This is a genomic window from Streptomyces sp. NPDC033165, from assembly GCF_055577965.1.
Genome location: NZ_JBVIPK010000011.1, coordinates 73,315 through 89,641 on the forward strand (window position 1 = coordinate 73,315; position 16,327 = coordinate 89,641).

16 protein-coding genes and 2 tRNA genes are annotated in these 16,327 nt (G+C 70.6%); 1 reads left to right on the top strand and 17 read right to left on the bottom strand.

The window, feature by feature from the left end; all coding sequences use genetic code 11:
• Window positions 1–113: 113 nt before the first annotated feature.
• From ACZ5WC_RS24235 to ACZ5WC_RS24280, 10 genes are all read right to left on the bottom strand, one after another.
• A tRNA-Ala gene (locus tag ACZ5WC_RS24235) sits at window positions 114–186 on the bottom strand.
• Window positions 187–377: 191 nt separating this feature from the next.
• On the bottom strand, window positions 378–611 hold the full coding sequence (locus ACZ5WC_RS24240; RefSeq protein WP_096623355.1) for a hypothetical protein: 234 nt from the start codon (window positions 609–611) through the stop codon (window positions 378–380).
• Between the two features lie 3 nt (window positions 612–614).
• Window positions 615–803: a hypothetical protein gene (locus ACZ5WC_RS24245; RefSeq protein ID WP_096623357.1), complete on the bottom strand. Its 189-nt coding sequence runs from the start codon at window positions 801–803 to the stop codon at window positions 615–617.
• Between the two features lie 132 nt (window positions 804–935).
• Window positions 936–1,008, bottom strand: a tRNA-Ala gene (locus tag ACZ5WC_RS24250).
• A 147-nt stretch (window positions 1,009–1,155) separates the two neighbouring features.
• Entirely contained in the window at window positions 1,156–1,809 is a 654-nt protein-coding gene (locus tag ACZ5WC_RS24255) for a histidine phosphatase family protein (RefSeq protein ID WP_468542881.1), read from the bottom strand.
• Window positions 1,806–2,237: a ribosome silencing factor gene (gene rsfS, locus ACZ5WC_RS24260; protein WP_010062919.1), complete on the bottom strand. Its 432-nt coding sequence runs from the start codon at window positions 2,235–2,237 to the stop codon at window positions 1,806–1,808. Before rsfS ends, ACZ5WC_RS24255 begins: the two co-directional genes overlap by 4 nt.
• Before the next feature lie 149 nt (window positions 2,238–2,386).
• A complete protein-coding gene (locus ACZ5WC_RS24265; RefSeq protein ID WP_468542770.1) occupies window positions 2,387–4,177 on the bottom strand; it encodes an LCP family protein in 1,791 nt (596 codons plus the stop codon).
• Window positions 4,178–4,196: 19 nt separating this feature from the next.
• Window positions 4,197–4,814, bottom strand: coding sequence for a nicotinate-nucleotide adenylyltransferase (nadD, locus tag ACZ5WC_RS24270; protein ID WP_047176562.1), 618 nt, complete (start codon window positions 4,812–4,814; stop codon window positions 4,197–4,199).
• A 53-nt stretch (window positions 4,815–4,867) separates the two neighbouring features.
• Window positions 4,868–5,032 (bottom strand): hypothetical protein, encoded by a 165-nt coding sequence (locus tag ACZ5WC_RS24275; protein ID WP_179499922.1) that lies wholly within the window; start codon window positions 5,030–5,032, stop codon window positions 4,868–4,870.
• Between the two features lie 84 nt (window positions 5,033–5,116).
• Window positions 5,117–5,269 carry a hypothetical protein gene (locus ACZ5WC_RS24280; protein ID WP_468542771.1) on the bottom strand — a complete coding sequence of 51 codons (153 nt, stop codon included), beginning with the start codon at window positions 5,267–5,269 and terminating at the stop codon, window positions 5,117–5,119.
• Window positions 5,270–5,380: 111 nt separating this feature from the next.
• Between ACZ5WC_RS24280 and ACZ5WC_RS24285 the strand changes: the two genes are divergently transcribed.
• Complete coding sequence (locus ACZ5WC_RS24285; RefSeq protein WP_468542772.1) at window positions 5,381–6,499, top strand: M48 family metallopeptidase; 1,119 nt, start codon at window positions 5,381–5,383, stop codon at window positions 6,497–6,499.
• 22 nt (window positions 6,500–6,521) lie between these two features.
• On the opposite strand, the gene ACZ5WC_RS24290 is transcribed toward ACZ5WC_RS24285, so the two are convergent.
• The 7 genes from ACZ5WC_RS24290 to ACZ5WC_RS24320 form a co-directional block, all read right to left on the bottom strand.
• Complete coding sequence (locus tag ACZ5WC_RS24290) at window positions 6,522–7,673, bottom strand: SCO2583 family membrane protein (protein WP_468542773.1); 1,152 nt, start codon at window positions 7,671–7,673, stop codon at window positions 6,522–6,524.
• Between the two features lie 338 nt (window positions 7,674–8,011).
• Entirely contained in the window at window positions 8,012–8,611 is a 600-nt protein-coding gene (locus tag ACZ5WC_RS24295; protein WP_468542774.1) for an SCO2584 family spore wall biosynthesis protein, read from the bottom strand.
• Between the two features lie 156 nt (window positions 8,612–8,767).
• Window positions 8,768–10,051, bottom strand: a complete 1,284-nt coding sequence (locus tag ACZ5WC_RS24300; protein WP_468542775.1) for a glutamate-5-semialdehyde dehydrogenase — start codon at window positions 10,049–10,051, stop codon at window positions 8,768–8,770.
• Between the two features lie 99 nt (window positions 10,052–10,150).
• The gene (locus tag ACZ5WC_RS24305; protein ID WP_468542776.1) at window positions 10,151–10,642 is read right to left on the bottom strand and encodes a hypothetical protein; all 492 of its coding nucleotides are present in this window, start codon (window positions 10,640–10,642) and stop codon (window positions 10,151–10,153) included.
• Between the two features lie 128 nt (window positions 10,643–10,770).
• Window positions 10,771–11,889: a glutamate 5-kinase gene (gene proB / locus ACZ5WC_RS24310; RefSeq protein ID WP_468542882.1), complete on the bottom strand. Its 1,119-nt coding sequence runs from the start codon at window positions 11,887–11,889 to the stop codon at window positions 10,771–10,773.
• A 235-nt stretch (window positions 11,890–12,124) separates the two neighbouring features.
• Window positions 12,125–14,893, bottom strand: coding sequence for a CDP-glycerol glycerophosphotransferase family protein (locus ACZ5WC_RS24315; RefSeq protein ID WP_468542777.1), 2,769 nt, complete (start codon window positions 14,891–14,893; stop codon window positions 12,125–12,127).
• A gap of 185 nt (window positions 14,894–15,078) precedes the next feature.
• Window positions 15,079–16,311, bottom strand: coding sequence for a glycosyltransferase family 2 protein (locus ACZ5WC_RS24320; RefSeq protein WP_468542778.1), 1,233 nt, complete (start codon window positions 16,309–16,311; stop codon window positions 15,079–15,081).
• Window positions 16,312–16,327 lie beyond the last annotated feature (16 nt).

Below are 16,327 nucleotides of genomic sequence, written 5' to 3' on the forward strand. Positions count from 1 at the left end.
AGGGGGGGGGGGAGAGGGGGGGGGAGAAAAGGAAAGAGAAAAGAGGGGGAGAAAAAAAAAAAAAAAAAAAACCCCCCCCCCCCCCCCCCCCCCCCCCCCCCGCTACTTCACTGTGGAGCTAAGGAGAATTGAACTCCTGACCTCCTGCATGCCATGCAGGCGCTCTACCAACTGAGCTATAGCCCCTTGCTGTTTGCCGCCCGGTTTCCCTTGGCGACATCGAGAACATTACACGCTCCCCCCGGTGCTTCACCAAATCGTTTCCGGTCCGTACCGAAATGACCGATTCATCCCAGGTGAGTGATCGACCGACCGCAGGTCAGACGGTCGCGGTCAGGCGCTCAGGCAGTCCCGGTCAGGCAGGCGGGCGGTCACGGTCAGGCAGTCGCGAACGAGTAGAAGCGCTTGAGGGTGCAGTGCTCCTCCAGGAGCCGCCCGTAGATCGGCTCCCCCTCCAGCTCCCGATAGGTCTCGATGGGGTCGCCTTTTATGATCAGCGCCCGCGCGCATTCCTCGCACCAGTACTGGTACTCCGCGTTGACCGGGTCCATGTCCCTGACAATGGGCGTACCGCTGTCGCACCAGTCGCACTTACGCCTGTGTGCACCCATCAGTCAGCTCCAGCTGTGGCCGCAGGCCGTGCACACGTAGGAGACCCCTCCGTTGTCACCCAGAACCTGGGCGACATGGGACGAACCGCAGGACGGACAGCCGAGCCGGGATCGATCTTCGGACGTTGGAGAGCCGGAGCGCAGAGCGGCGACAAGCGGCAGGTCGGGGACGTGTTCGCGAGTCGCAGGCATCGCGCTCCCTCCCGATCGGTCCGTCGCCCCCTCCGGCGTTCCGATTCTGCCATGACCCCGCAAGAGGGTCAGCCCGCCGGGCGTCCTCCACGCAGAAGATCCCGCCCCCTGGTGGGGACGGGATCCTGATTGTGGAGCTAAGGAGAATTGAACTCCTGACCTCCTGCATGCCATGCAGGCGCTCTACCAACTGAGCTATAGCCCCGCTGTTCGCTGTGTTTCCCTGCGTTTCCGCGCTGCGAACAAGAAGAACTTTAGCCTGTGACCTGCCGGAAAGTGAAATCCGGCCCGGTGCCGCCCGTGGACGGCCGGGAACGGCACCCGGTCCGCGGCCCGATCCGAACGACAGGTCCTAGTCGTCGTCGCCGAGCACCGGCTCGGGCAGCGTTCCGGCGTTGTGCTCCAGCAGCCGCCAGCCACGCGCTCCCTCACCGAGAACGGACCAGCAGCAGTTGGACAGCCCGCCGAGCCCTTCCCAGTGATGCGACTCCAGGCCCAGCAGGCGGCCGATCGTCGTCCTGATCGTGCCGCCGTGGCTGACCACGACGAGCGTGCCGTTGGCGGGGAGCTTCTCGGCGTGCTCCAGGACGACCGGAGCGGCCCGGTCGGCGACCTCGGTCTCCAGCTCGCCGCCGCCCCGGCGCACGGGCTCGCCGCGCTTCCACGCGGCGTACTGCTCCCCGTAGCGCTCGACGATCTCGTGGTGCGTCAGCCCCTGCCAGGCGCCTGCGTACGTCTCGCGAAGAGCCGCGTCATGAGCGACGGTCAGGCCGCTGACGGCGGCCAGCTCGGCGGCCGTGGCCGCCGCCCGCCGGAGGTCGGACGCCACGATGGCGTCCGGCCTCAGCGAGGCGAGCAGCCGGGCGGCCCGGCGGGCCTGCCCGAGGCCGGCCTCGGTGAGCTCGATGTCCGTGGAGCCCTGGAAGCGACGCTCCAGGTTCCATGCCGTCTGGCCGTGCCGCCAGAGGACGATCCTGCGGCCTCTGCCGCTGCTGCTGCCGTTCAGCTCTGGTCACCTTCCGTGCCGCCGTTGAGCTGCGCGTGCTCCTCGGCCTTACCACGGGTTTTGATCGCGTCCTCGGGGAGGGCGATCTCCGGGCAGTCCTTCCACAGGCGCTCCAGCGCGTAGAAAACGCGCTCCTCGCTGTGCTGGACGTGGATGACGATGTCGACGTAGTCGAGGAGGATCCAGCGGGCGTCGCGGTCGCCCTCGCGGCGCACCGGCTTGGCGCCGAGCTCCTTCTGAAGCCGCTCCTCGATCTCGTCGACGATCGACTTGACCTGGCGGTCGTTGGGGGCCGAGGCCAGCAGGAAGGCGTCGGTGATCGACAGCACATCGCTGACGTCGTAGGCGATGATGTCGTGCGCGAGCCGGTCGGCGGCCGCCTGAGCGGCGGCGTTGATGAGCTCGATGGAGCGGTCCGTGGCGGTCACATGCAGGCTTTCGTCGGCGGTCGGATGCAACCTCTAGGGTCTCACGGACCGCCGACAGAGCTTCACTGCGTTTCACCCGGAGCTTGGCTGCGTCTCACCGGCCGACGTCCGAGGCCTCGGAGGAACGTCGGCCGGTGAACCCGTAGCGGCTACTTGATCTTGTAGTCCTGGCCGAGGACGGCGGACACATCGGCGTTCGCGGCCGGCTCGCCCTTCTTCACGTCGTCGTCGGACAGCCCCAGGGTCTTGGCCACCTCGACGGCCTTCTCCTTGTCCTCGGCGGACCGGTAGAACACGACGGAAGAGGACTCGGCCTCGTCCTTGCCGCTGTCCACGAAGGCGTAGCCGCCGTTGACCAGCTGGACCCGGGCCGCCTCTGCGGCCTTGTCGTCACCCGTGGCGTTGCGCACGGCGACCCGGAGGGGCGCACCCTCTTCGGGGGCCTTCACCGCACCGCCGAGGATGTCCTTGACGACGCTGCGGGTGGCCTCCTCGGTGAGCGTGCCGTCCTCCTGGACCGGCAGGAGGGCCGTCTTGTAGTCGCCGACCTTGGCATGCGCGGCGAGCTTGGCGAGCGAGGCCCCGAGGTCCTTCTCGGGCAGCGACGGGTCGAGCACCTGGAGCAGCGTCTCGATGGTGATGGTCGCGGCCTTGGGATCCTCGGAGATCTTGCGCAGCGTGGCCCGCATGACCTCGCCGAACCGCATCAGCTGCTTGGCCTCGGGCTCGCCCGGTGCGCGGTACGTGGCGTACGCGACGGCCATCGGGCCGCTGAGCGTCTGCGCCTCGCCCTTGTTCACCAGGGGCGAGGCGCCCTTCTTGGTGTCGGGCACCTCGGTGTCGGTGTCGACCTCGATGTTGCCGACCAGCTCGACGAGGTTCTCCAGGTAGGGGGTGTCCAGCCGCCAGGTGCCGGTGATCCGGGTGCCCAGGAGGGTGTCGATCGCCTCCCGGGTGCCGGTCCTGCCGTCGTCGTCGACGGACTTGCCGAGCGTGGTGGTGGTCCCGTCATCGCCCGCGACGGCGAGGGAGTTGGGCAGCAGAACGGTGGTGCCCTGCTTGGTGGTGGTGTTGTCGACAAGGAGCGCCGTGGAGGTGGCGCCCTTCTTGGTGTCGTGCAGGTGCACCACGATCATGTCGCGCTGCTGGGCTCCGGCGGCGACGGCCTTCTTGTCGTCCGGACCGGAGAGGCCGGGGATCATGTCGGCGGACCAGAGGTATCCGACTCCGCCGACGACCACGAGAACGGCGACGACGATCAGGGCGACCATCCGGTTGCGGCCCTTGCGGCGCGCTTCCTCGCGCCGCTCGCTGCGGCTCTCGGTGAACTTCAGCCAGTCGATGACGTCTTCGGAGTCCTCGTCGGGTTCCTCGATGAACGAGAACTGCTCGGTTCGGTAGTCGGGGGCGGGCTTGCGCTGCCCCGGAACGGCCGCGTCGGCTTCCGCTTCGGCTTCCGCGGCTTCCGCCGTGTGCGCCTGCGGGGCCTGTTCCGGCGCGGGGGCGGAACCCTGCTGCGGGACGCTCCAGTGCTGACCGGTGTCGACCGCGGCGGGCTGCTGCCCGGTGGCGTAGCCGTAGTCGGTGTAGGAGCCGTACCCGTAACCCTGGTCGGCGCCCTGGCCCTGCTGAGTCTGGCCCTGGTACGTCTGCCCCGGAGGCTGGCCCTGGTACTGGCCTGCGTAGGGGTCGTGCGGGGGCTGCGGCTGCTGCTGGGGGTTGCCGTACGCGTCGTAGCCGTACCCCGCCTCGGGGGCCTGGTGCGCGTGCCCCTGCCCCTGGCCCTGGCCCTGGTGCGCGGCGTAGGGGTCGTACTGCTGCCCCTGCTGGTCGTACGGCTGCTGCGCCTGCTGCTGGTACACCGGCTGCCCGTAAGCGTCGTAGCCGATGACCTGCGGCTCCTGGTAATACGGGTCGTACGGGTTCTGTCGGTCGTTCACCGGTGCCCCTCTCCGTGGCTCATTCGCCGCGGTACAGCTGGCGCTTGTCGATGTAGCGGACCACGCCGTCCGGCACCAGGTACCAGACCGGTTCCCCCTGCGCGACCCTCTCACGGCAGTCCGTGGACGAAATCGCCAGCGCGGGTACCTCCACGAGGGAGACACCGCCCTCGGGCAGCCCGTCGTCCGTGAGCACGTGACCCGGGCGGGTCACACCGATGAAGTGCGAGAGCGAGAACAGCTCCTCCGCGTCGCGCCAGGTCAGGATCTGGGAGAGCGCGTCGGCGCCGGTGATGAAGAAGAGGTCCGCGTCGCCGTGGACCTCGCGCAGGTCCCGCAGCGTATCGATGGTGTACGTCGGTCCGCCACGGTCGATGTCACTGCGGCTGACGGAGAACTGCGGGTTGGACGCGGTGGCGATGACCGTCATCAGATAGCGGTCCTCGGCCGGGGAGACCTTCTTGTGGCTCTTCTGCCACGGCTGCCCGGTCGGAACGAAGACGACCTCGTCCAGATGGAACTGGGCGGCCACTTCACTGGCCGCCACCAGGTGTCCATGATGGATCGGGTCGAATGTCCCGCCCATGACGCCGAGCCGGCGCTTGCCGGGGCCGGTAGGCACTTCCTGCTCTCCCATGCGTGCAGAGCCTACTGGCACAGCTGTACGCCTCTGACTCAGCGGTTTCTGGCTCAGCGGTCGCGGTTGAAGCGGGTGGTGACCCACAGCAGGAACATCAGCGCGAGGAAGGCGCCGGCGCCGATGAGGTAGGGGTTGAGGCTTTCGTGGTTGCCGCCGCCCTCGCCGCCCCCGGAGGCGATGGTGACCAGCTGGTGTGCGGTGCTCGTGAGGCTCATCTTCGGCAGGACCTATCGATCGTGAATCGGAAGGAAGACGTCGGGCACATCGTATGCGGGGCCCCCGGGCACGCTCACGCCGACTCAGTCGTTGTTGTCATCGTTGCGGTATCCGCGCAGCAGGAACCAGGCCAGCAGCACCGCTCCGAGGATCGCGGCGAGCAGCACGATCCTCAGGGTGCTGCCCGGTCCCTGCTCCTCGGACGCGGCGGCGAGCAGTACGGCGGTGTGCGGCATTTCGGGCGCTCCTCAAAGTTATCCACAGCCCCCCGCACACCGTAGCGCCAGCGCATAGGCTGGTTTTTGTCCGGGGGACGAGCAACGTCTCGTACGAACAGGGGGCCATCCATGACCGACAACAGTCACGAGAACGTGCCGAGCAGGCAGCGCAGGCGGTTCGCCGGGATCTCCTCCCGGGCCTACGAGCACCCCGCCGACCGCTCGGCCCTGGTGGCCCTGCGCAAGCTGACCGGGTTCGACACCGTGTTCAAGGCGCTCAGCGGGCTGCTCCCGGAGCGCAGCCTGCGGCTGCTGTTCCTCTCCGACTCCGTCCGGGTGAGCGAAGCGCAGTTCACCCACCTCAACGACATGCTGCGGGACGCCTGTTACATCCTGGACCTGGAGAAGGTCCCGCCGATGTACGTCAAGCAGGACCCTCAGCCCAACGCCATGTGTATCGGTCTTGACGAACCGATCATCGTGGTCACCACCGGCCTGGTCGAGCTGCTCGACGAGGAGGAGATGCGGGCGGTGGTGGGCCACGAGGTGGGCCACGCGCTCTCCGGTCACTCGGTGTACCGGACGATACTGCTCTTCCTCACCAACCTGGCCGTGAAGGTCGCCTGGATCCCGCTGGGCAATGTCGCGATCATGGCGATAGTGACGGCGCTGCGCGAGTGGTTCCGCAAGTCGGAGCTGTCCGCGGACCGGGCCGGGCTCCTGGTGGGCCAGGACACCAAGGCATCGATGCGCGGCCTGATGAAGATCGCCGGCGGCAATCACCTCCACGAGATGAACGTGGACGCCTTCCTCGCCCAGGCCGACGAGTACGAGAAGGCCGGAGACCTGCGCGACTCCGTCCTCAAGATCCTCAATGTGCTGCCCCGGACGCACCCGTTCACCGCGGTACGGGCCGCCGAGCTGAAGAAGTGGTCGGAGAGCCGCGACTTCCAGCGGATCATGGACGGCCACTACCCGCGCCGCGAGGAGGACAAGGACGCCTCGGTGACGGACTCGTTCCGGGAGTCCGCCTCGCACTACGCCGACACGGTGCGCACCAGCAAGGACCCGCTGATGAAGCTGGTCGGCGACATCGCCGGAGGCGCCGGGGACCTGGGCGGCAAGCTGCGCGACAAGTTCACCGGCGCCGCGGGCGGGGGCACCAAGGGCGGGGCGCAGGGCCCGGCCGGGGGCTCCGCCACGGGCGAGAAGGGCACATCCGGCCGGCCTCAGGACCCGGAGGACTGAGGGCCTGAGGGCCAGGGCCTGACTACTGCGAGGGGCTGCTCGGGGAGCTCCGGCCGGCCGCCGAGTCCGTCGGGGTCGTCGTGGCTGCCGCCGAGGCCGTCGGGGAGCTGACGGCCGCCAGGGTCCCGCACAGCGCCGCCGTGGGTCTGCCCGTGGCGTACGGGTCGGTGGCGGCGGGCCCGCGGTCGTCCGCCCGCTCCCCGGCGAGAAGCGGGCGGAGCCTCCCTGCCGCATCGGCCGAGCACGAGTGCGGCCCGGCCTGGACGTAGGCGGTGCGCAGCTCCAGCCGGTGCAGCCGCAAGTCCTCCCGGTCGAAGCGGAAGTGCAGCTCGCGCCGCACGGTGAACAGGGAGGCGCCGCCCTTCCCGTGGGGTCCGTCGGCCGGGCGCACGGCGTAGGTGAACGTGTGGTCCGAGACGACCCCCAGGGTGCCCGCTCCCTCCTCCTCGTAGCGGAGCGTGCCCTGGACCCGGACGTGCGGGTCCGCGAGTTCCACGTGGGCCGGGTCGAAGCGCACCAGCCAGCCGGTGGCGGCGTGCCGCCCGTCGTCCGCCGGGGTGCTCAGGCTCTGTTCGAACTGGGCCCGCTGGTCGGGGTCGAGGAGGTGCTCGACGGGCCTGCGGACATCGCCGGTGAGGACGTCGGGGTTCAGCGAGGACTCCACCAGGTAGTCCTTGACCGTGGCGAGAGCGGCGGTGATCTGGCTGTCGGAGAAGTTCTGCGTACGTCGCACGGCGGGGAAGTTGATCCCTTCCGCGCCGGTGGGGAGACCGGCGACCGGCCCGGACTCGTACAGCCGCTCGGGGGAGCCGCCGGGGACGGTCCCCGGCGGGGCGAGGGGGACGACGGTGGTCCTCAGGGGTTCAGCCCGTCGGGTGGGGGGCTGGGGGTAGGGGCTGCGGAAGCCTATGTAGACGGCGAGGGCGAAGGCCAGGGCGATCAGGACGATCAGCGCTATGGCGGTCCGGGAGCCGCCTCCGCTGCGGAGGGCGGCCGGTGGCTCGGGCAGGGCGCGTACCGCGCGGGCGTGCTCGCCCATCCGCTCCTGGGCCGAGAACTCCTGCATCCGGGCAGCCTGGACGAACGATTCGTCGAAGACGAGGGAGCGGTATTCGTCCTCGCCGCCCGCGGGGTTCTCGGGCGGGCCGTCCGGCGGTTCTGAGCGGCCTGTCATGACTTCTCTCCCGATCTCCACACCGGTCGGTTCGGTGCGCAACGGTCGGCTTCGGACGAGCGGTGTCCGGCAGCGAGAAGCCCCCCTGGGAACGAGGGGTCACATCTTGAGGGTAGGTCGATTGCCGCGTGCGTAAACGCGGAGAGCGGGGGGAGCTGCCGGTGCGGGCACCGGCGAACGGGTGACGGAAGGGTCGGGCGAGGATCTGGAGCGGGGCCGTGGCACACGGGGGAAGGAGGGACGAAGTGGACAGCTGCCGATACCGGCGTACGGGGGTTACGACAGCCGGGCGAACGGCTGCCGGAACGCTCCGGCGCGAGGGCCCGGCTCCCGGGCGGTCAGGGGAGGCCTGGTTCGGCCGAGACCGCTGGCCGGGAGTGGCCGGCGGAGGCCGAGGGGGCGGCTCCGGGCTTGTCGACGCCGCTGGTGACGGGGGGCGGCACCTGGTCCTGGCGATTGGCCGACGCGCCCCGGTAGACGGCGCTGAAGGCGAGGGCGACCATGCCGATGCCCATCATCAGCGCCAGCAGCCAGGCGACGGGGCGGTGCCAGCGGGCGGAGTTGCGGTAGGGGCGCAGGGAGCCGCCGTGGCGGCCGTAGGGGCCCGGGGCGGTGGCGTCGTGCCCGTCGCCGTGGTCCGGGTCGTAGTCGAGGTCCTGCGGGTCGTGGTAGCCGCGGGGGCGGCCGTAAGGGCCGTGCTCGTCGTAACGGCCGTCGTCGTCGGGGCGGCGGCTGCGGCGGGCGCGGGCCGCATCGGCCTCGGCGCGGGCCTCGGCGGCGGCGAGCAGGCGCTCCACGGCGGTGGGCTCGTGGACGGCCGCGGCCCGGACGAAGTCCTCGTCGAACACCACGGTGGCGAAATCCTCGTCCGCGCCCCCGCGGTCGTCGTCAGGCTCCCAGCCGTCCGGGAACGGCTTGCCCCCCACGTCGTCCGGCACGGATTCAGCGTAGCCCTGTCGGGACCTTTTCGGCAGGGACCCCGCAAACTCCCCCGGCCGGGGGGAGGGGAACGTGCGGCCGGGCTCAGCATCCGCGCCCTCTCCGGTCGGAGCGGGAGGGGCGCCCGCGAGCCCGGCATGGTCCGACGACAGGACCTAGCGGACGTGGCCGTCGCCGGTGACGATGTACTTGGTCGAGGTCAGCTCCGGCAGGCCCATCGGGCCCCGGGCGTGCAGCTTCTGCGTGGAGATGCCGATCTCTGCGCCGAAGCCGAACTGCCCGCCGTCCGTGAAGCGCGTGGAGGCGTTCACCGCGACCGTCGTCGAATCGACCAGTCGGGTGAACCGGCGGGCGGCCGCCTGAGAGGTCGTGACGATCGCCTCGGTGTGGCCGGAGGACCAGAGGCGGATGTGCGCGACCGCCGCGTCCAGGGAGTCGACGACCGCCGCCGCGATGTCGTAGGAGAGGTATTCGGTCTCCCAGTCCTCCGTCGTCGCCGCGACCACGGTGGCCTTGGTGCCCTCCGCCCGGGCGAGGACGTGCTCGTCGCCGTGGACGGTGACCCCGGCCTCGGCCAGCGCGTCCAGGGCGAGCGGCAGGAAGGTGTCGGCGATGTCCTTGTGGACGAGCAGGGTCTCGGCCGCGTTGCAGACGCTGGGGCGCTGCGCCTTGGAGTTGATCAGGATGTCGACGGCCATGGCGAGGTCCGTCTGCGCGTCGACGTAGACGTGGCAGTTGCCGGTTCCGGTCTCGATGACGGGGACGGTGGACTCCTCGACGACCGTGCGGATCAGCGAGGCGCCGCCGCGCGGGATGAGGACGTCGACCAGACCGCGGGCCCGCATCAGTTCGCGTACGGAGTCACGGCTCTCGCCCGGGACGAGCTGGACCGCGTCGGCGGGGAGGCCCGAGCCGCCCACCGCGTCGCGCAGGACCCGGACGAGGGCGGTGTTGGAGGCGTAGGCGGAGGAGGAGCCGCGCAGCAGGACCGCGTTGCCGGACTTCAGGCAGAGGGCGGCGGCGTCGACGGTGACGTTGGGACGGGCCTCGTAGATGATGCCGACCACGCCGAGCGGGACCCGCACCTGGCGCAGGTCGATGCCGTTGGGCAGGGTCGAGCCGCGCACCACTTCGCCGACCGGGTCGGGCAGGGCCGCAACGTCCCGGACGTCCGCGGCGATGGCGCGGATGCGTTCCGGGGTGAGGGTGAGGCGGTCGATGATGCCTTCGCTCGTCCCGGCCTCGCGGGCGCGTTCGACGTCCTTCGCGTTGGCCTCGACGATCTCGCTCGTCCGCACTTCGAGGGCGTCGGCGATGGCCAGCAGGGCGTCGTCCTTGGCCGCACGCGGCAGTGGCGCGATGTCGGCGGCGGCCGCGCGGGCCCGGTAGGCGGTCTGCGCGACCGGGGAGAGGTTGTCGTAGGGCGAGAGCGTGGTCATGCCCGCAGAGTAATGCGCGCTCTGCGGGCATCCACCACGTATCCCGTGATGCGAGACGGCCGACCCGAGGGGCGGACGCCCCCTGGAGCACCCCGGGGGTCAGTACGGGTGCACGCCCACCGGAGCGGCGGGCGGCGGGCCGTAGCCCTCGGCGATGCGCAGGTGGTAGGTCTCGCGGTCGATCACTTCGAGGCCGACGATCTCCCAGGGCGGGAGCTGGGCGCTGGAGCGGTGCTCCCCCCACAGCCGCAGGGCGACCGCGGCCGCGTCGTGCAGATCGCGGGCCTCTTCCCAGTAGCGGATCTCCGCGTGGTCGTTGGCATAGCGGCTGGTCAGCAGGAAGGGATGGTCGTGCGCGAGCTGTTCCAGGCCGCGTCTGACCTCTCCCAGCGGAGTCTCGGTGCCCGAGACGCTGAGGGTGATGTGCCAGAGCTTCGACTGCGGGGACTCCTCCTTCGCCGTCGTGACCGGCTCCTGCGCGGCGGTGTCGGCCGGGAGTGGATTCCGGTCGAGATCCGCCCCCGTTCCGACACTCGTCAGGGCGCGGCTGGCCGTGCCTCGGGGCGGCGCCCCCGGGCGCGCTCGTCTCACCGGCGGCCTCCTGTGATGTGTTGCTGTGCGATACCCCTGTTTCCCCGCTACAAAGTGGACCAGTCCACAGCCGCGAGTGGGGCCGTTTTGGTAAAGGTCACTGCTGGAGGGCGGGACTTTCAGCCGTTTCAGGGGGTGAGGCGAGGCGTGAGAATGACCAGATCGTCCCTGTGTACGATCTCGCGCTCGTAGGCGGGCCCCAGCTCACGGGCCAGATCCCGGGTGGAGCGGCCGAGCAGCTGGGGGATCTCCTTCGCGTCGAAGTTGACGAGCCCGCGGGCGACGGGGGCGCCGCGCAGATCGCGCAGTTCCACCGGGTCGCCGGCGCTGAACTCGCCCTCGACGGCGGAGATTCCGGCGGGCAGCAGCGAGGTGCGCCGCTCCACCACGGCCCGTACGGCGCCGTCGTCGAGGGTGAGCGCGCCCTGCGGGGTGGAGGCGTGGGCCAGCCACAGGAGGCGGTCGGCGGAGCGGCGGCCGGTCCGGTGGAAGTACGTGCCGGTGTCGCGGCCCGCGAGCGCGTCGGCGGCCCGGCTGGCGGAGGTGAGGACGACGGGGACTCCGGCGGCGGTGGCGATACGGGCGGCCTCGACCTTGGTGACCATGCCGCCGGTGCCCACGCCCGCCTTTCCGGCGCTGCCGATGGTGACGCCGGTCAGGTCGTCGGGGCCGGTGACCTCGGCGATGCGGGAGGCGCCGGGGGTGCCGGGCGGGCCGTCGTAGAGGCCGTCGACATCGGAGAGCAGGACGAGGAGGTCGGCGTGGACGAGATGGGCGACGAGGGCGGCGAGCCGGTCGTTGTCGCCGAAGCGGATCTCGTCCGTGGCGACGGTGTCGTTCTCGTTGACGACGGGGACGGCGCCCATCTCCAGGAGCTTGTCCAGGGTGCTGTAGGCGTTGCGGTAGTGGCCGCGGCGGCTGGTGTCGTCGGCGGTGAGGAGCACCTGGCCGACGCGGACGCCGTAACGGGCGAACGAGGCGGTGTAGCGGGCCACCAGGAGACCCTGGCCGACGCTGGCGGCGGCCTGCTGGCGGGCCAGGTCCTTGGGCCTGCGGACCAGGCCGAGCGGGGCGAGTCCGGCGGCGATGGCCCCGCTGGAGACGAGGACGACCTCGCGTTCGCCGCCGTCCCTGACCTTGGCCAGGACGTCGACGAGGGCGTCGACCCGGTCGGCGTCGAGGCCGCCGGAGGCCGTGGTGAGCGAGGAGGAGCCGACCTTGACGACGATCCGCCGGGCGCCGGTCACTCCGGTGCGGCGCTCCGACGGCCCGCGCTCCGACGGCCTGTGCTCCGACGGCCTGTGCTCTGACACGTGCTTCCTCGCTCTGCTTCGCCCCGGTGGTTCGGTGGGGGACGTGGAGCCGCACCCACTGCCGTCGCGACCGCCCCCGGCACGTCACAGTACGCGAGCGGCCGCCCCCGCCGCCCGCCCTTTCCGTCCGGTGGACAGTCCGGGCGAGCGGTTCGGCGTACCGGTGTGCTCAGCCCTGCTGCTCGTCCTTGATCGCGAGCATCCGGTCCACGACCCGGGCGGCGGCGCGGCCGTCGGACGGTTCGCAGAAGTCGACCCGGAACTGGGCGTACTTCTCCTTGTACTCCTCGCTCACCGCGTCGATGTTCCGGATCGCGGCGACCAGGTCCTCGGAGGTCTTGATCAGCGGGCCGGGGGCGCGGGAGGTGAAGTCGAAGTAGAAGCCGCGCAGGGTGTCGCGGTAGTGCTCCAGGTCGTACGTGAAGAAGAGCATCGGCCGGCCGGAGTGGGCGAAGTCGAACAGCACCGAGGAGTAGTCCGTGATCAGCACGTCGGCGATCAGGTAGAGGTCGGCGATGTCCGGGTAGTACGTGACGTCGTAGACGAAGCCCTGGCCGGCGCCGGGGATGGAGTCGAGGACCTTGTGGTGCTTGCGGTAGAGCAGCACGTGGTCCTCGCCGAGCTCGCGCTGGGCGGCCTCGACGTCGATCTGGTTGTCCAGCTTGAACCGGCGGCCGCCGTAGCGCTGGTCGTCGCGCCAGGTGGGGGCGTACAGCACGACCTTCTTGCCCGCGGGGATGCCGAGCTTCTCGCGTACGGCCGCGGCGCGCTTGACGCGGTCGGGGGCGTGGAAGACGTCGTTGCGCGGGTAGCCCGCCTCCAGGACCTCGCACTGGAGGCGGAAGGAGTTGGTCATGATCGGGGTGGTGAAGGCGTTCGGCGTGATGAACAGGCTGTACTGGCGCGAGCGCTGCGGGAGGCTCGCGATGTAGGCCAGGTTCGCCTTGGGGGTGCCGAGGAGGTCGGCGCCGATGCGCTTGAGCGGGGTGCCGTGCCAGGTCTGGACGACGACCTGGCCCTCGCGGCGGACGAACCACTCGCGGATGCCGCCGTTGGTCACGACGTACCGGCTGCGGGCCAGTGCCTCGTACCACTCCTTGCTGCCCCACTCGACGCCCCGGACGCCGGGCGGCAGCACGACCTGCTGGTCGTGGACCATCGCGATGTGCTCGACCTCGGTGCCGCGCCGCTTGAGCTCCTCGTAGACCGCGCGGGGCGAGTCGGAGAACTGCTTGCCGCCGAAGCTGTTGTAGAGCACGGCCTCGCGCAGCGGCAGCTCGCGCTGCTCGGGGGTGTAGACGTCACGCATGAGGCGCTGGCGGTAGGCGCCGCGCAGCTCCGGGTCGAGGACCGGGCCCGACTCCACGAAGATCCGGTCGAAGTCGACCCGCTCGACGGTGTACGTGCGGTGCTCGCCGCGGTGGACCAGCGGGAGTGTGCCGACGAGGTCGGGGCGGATGGTGACGGGGAGGTCGCGGGTGTGGTCCCACTCGGTGCGCAGGCGCAGCCGGGGCATCCAGCGCCCGGCGCGCAGCGGCACGGTGCCCTCGTAGGTGGGCATGGTGTCCGGGCGCAGGCGGGCGGTGAAGCGGCCGTCGGCGAACTCGACGGGCAGCGGGCGGTCCTCGTTGCGGCCGGTGTGGCGCAGGACCATCTTCATCTGCTCGGCCGGGCCGGTGTAGGCGCCGGACAGCACCAGTTCGCCGTCGGCGCTCCACTCGGCGCTGTCGACGACCGGCTGGACCGTGCGGACCTGCGGGGTGAAGTTCCCGGCGCCGTCGGTGAGGATCGCGAACTCGCGTCCGCCGGGCAGCGGGTGGACGCCGGTGACGGGCCCGGTGCCGTTGGTGGCGCGGCGGGTGGTGCCATCGGCGAAGACGATCAGTGCGCGGTACTTGACGGCCTTGCCGGGCTGTACGTCGTCGACGGGCAGGTCGGCGAAGTCGAGGCGGGCGGTGTGGCGGAGCCAGCCGTCGGGGCCGGTCTCGCCCTGCTGGAGGGGGAGGTCGGTGGCGAAGCCGCTGGGCTCGTGGTCGATGCGCAGGGCGGTGGGGTGCTTGCCCGCGGGGGTGGTGGCGCGGGAGCGCAGGGTGACGGTGAGGGTGTCGCCGTCGGCTTCCTGGGCGATGATCTCGGCGGGGACGACGTCCACGGAGAGCTTGAGCCGGTTGCGGTCGAAGCCGGCGACGAGGCGGACGCCGTCGTCCAGGACGCGGGTGCAGCTGTGTCCGGCCGCGCCCGCGTTGTTCTTGGTGATGCTGCCCACCGACATGCCGCCGGGGCGCGGGATGCCGATGCCGAGCCGCCAGGTGCCGGGCTGCCACTGGCCGCGTACGCGGAGCCGGGACGGGTCGATGCCGATCTCGAAGCCGGACCAGTCGTAGTTGTGCAGGGCGCCCTTGGCCTCGGCGGTGGCGAGGGGTTCCAGGACCGTGCGCAGCCGCAGCGGGAGGGTGGAGCGGCTGCCCTGGCGGCGGAGCACGGCGACGCGCAGCGAGCGCTTGCCGGTGGCCGAGGGAACGTTGGGGATGTAGGCGTAGCCCTTGACGAGGAGCTTGCCGTCCTCCCAGGCGAGGTCGAGGAGCTTGCCGCGTACGGGCAGCTCGCTGCGGTTGAAGTTGCGCACCGAGGAGGGGAGGGAGGAGCTCTCGACGCCGGGCAGCTCGATGCGGGCGCGCCGCAGGCCACGGACGGAGAAGGCTCCCGGGTTCTCGCGCTCGTAGTGCAGCAGGTCCACCAGCTCGTCGCCGCGTCCGCTGGCCGCCAGGTGCCACTTGACCCGGGCCATCGGGGAGAACTTGCGGACGAGCTTGGGGGCGGCCCGGTCCAGGAAGTCCTTGGCCGCGCTGTGGAAGGCGGGGCGCTCCTCGACCGGAGTCTCCGGGAAGTACTTCATGAGCCGGCTGAGCTCGTCGGGAATCGCTTCGAGGGACGCCACGGGTGAGGGCCTTTCCGGGGGGACGTGCAGATGGTGAACCCCAGGAGGACGGGGCGTTAATGAGACCTCTCCAACGGTCTCACGGTTGCCCAACAGTATGACGCGACACCGCCCACGGGAACGACCCGCCCCGGTCGCTGTCCGGGGCGGGTGTGTGCGGCTGCCGGGCTTCCCGGCCTGGGCTGTCAGACCCGGTGGGCCTTGGGGGTACGCAGGGCGCTGAGCACCGTACGGCGGGCCTTGCGGACCAGGCGCCGGGCGAAGGAGGCCCGGGGTTTCGCCCTCGGCACCTCGATCCGCCGGCCGCCGATCCACTCGGTGACGGTCACCTCGAAGGCCCGGTCGGGGAGCGCGGAGCTCTCGCCGAAGTGCGGGTAGGCCAGCATGAGGCGGTCGCCCCGGCGGACGACTGCGGGCTCCTTCTTGTCGCGCAGGAAGGCCGCGATGTCCAGGAGCAGGTCGAGCCGCCCCTCGGCGAGGCACATCAGCCGCAGCCGTTCGTTGACCTTGAGGTTGCGGCCGACCTCCGGGGTCCAGTAGGCCTTCATCAGGGGGGCGGCGAGCGCCGCCTTCCGCTCGCGGACCTCGGCCTTCTGCTTCACCAGTCCGGGGCCGAACTGCGGCAGCAGCGTGATGACGAAGGGGCGCACCATCAGGAAGTCGCGCCGGGGCCCCGGGGGGACGTGCTCGGCGATGAGCCCCATGAGGGCGCGGGCCGAGTCGAAGCGGCGCGTGTAGCTGCCCTTCTTGGTCATCTGGTTGCGGTCCTCGCGGCCCACCAGGTAGTAGCAGGTGTAGTCGGCGACGACGGAGATTCCGCTGCCGCGCAGGTACGCCTCCATGGTGAACAGGGCGTCCTCGCCGGTCTTCAGCTTCTCGTCGAAGCTCATGCCGAGGCGTACGAGAAGGTCGCGCCGGAACAGTTTCTGTGCGCTGAGGGTGAATTTGATGTTGGAGGAATACAGGTCGGCGCGTTCGACGGTCTCTTTCCACATCGACTTCGCGGCACCGCGATTGACGCCGACGATCTTTCCGAGCACCACGTCCGTGCCCGCCCGGTCCCCCATGGCTACCATGCGCTCCAGGGCTTCCTCGCCGAAATAGTCGTCGGCGTCGAGAAAGAAGACGTACCGGCCGCGGGCGAGACCGAGTCCGCGATTGCGCGGGCCGCTGGGTCCGCCGGAATTCTCCTGCCGGACGACCCTCATGGGAACGGCGGTCCGGGCGGCGAACTTCTCCAGATACTCGCCGGTGCCGTCGGTGGAACCGTCGTCGATCGCGACGATCTCCATGCGGTCCGCGCCGATGGTCTGCGCCTCGACGGACTCCAGGCAACGGACCAGGTAGGGCATGGCGTCATAAGCGCCGATGATCACACTGACATCGGGCTCGTGGTTCTTCCTGGGCATGTCGGCCATGTGCACCTGTCGATTG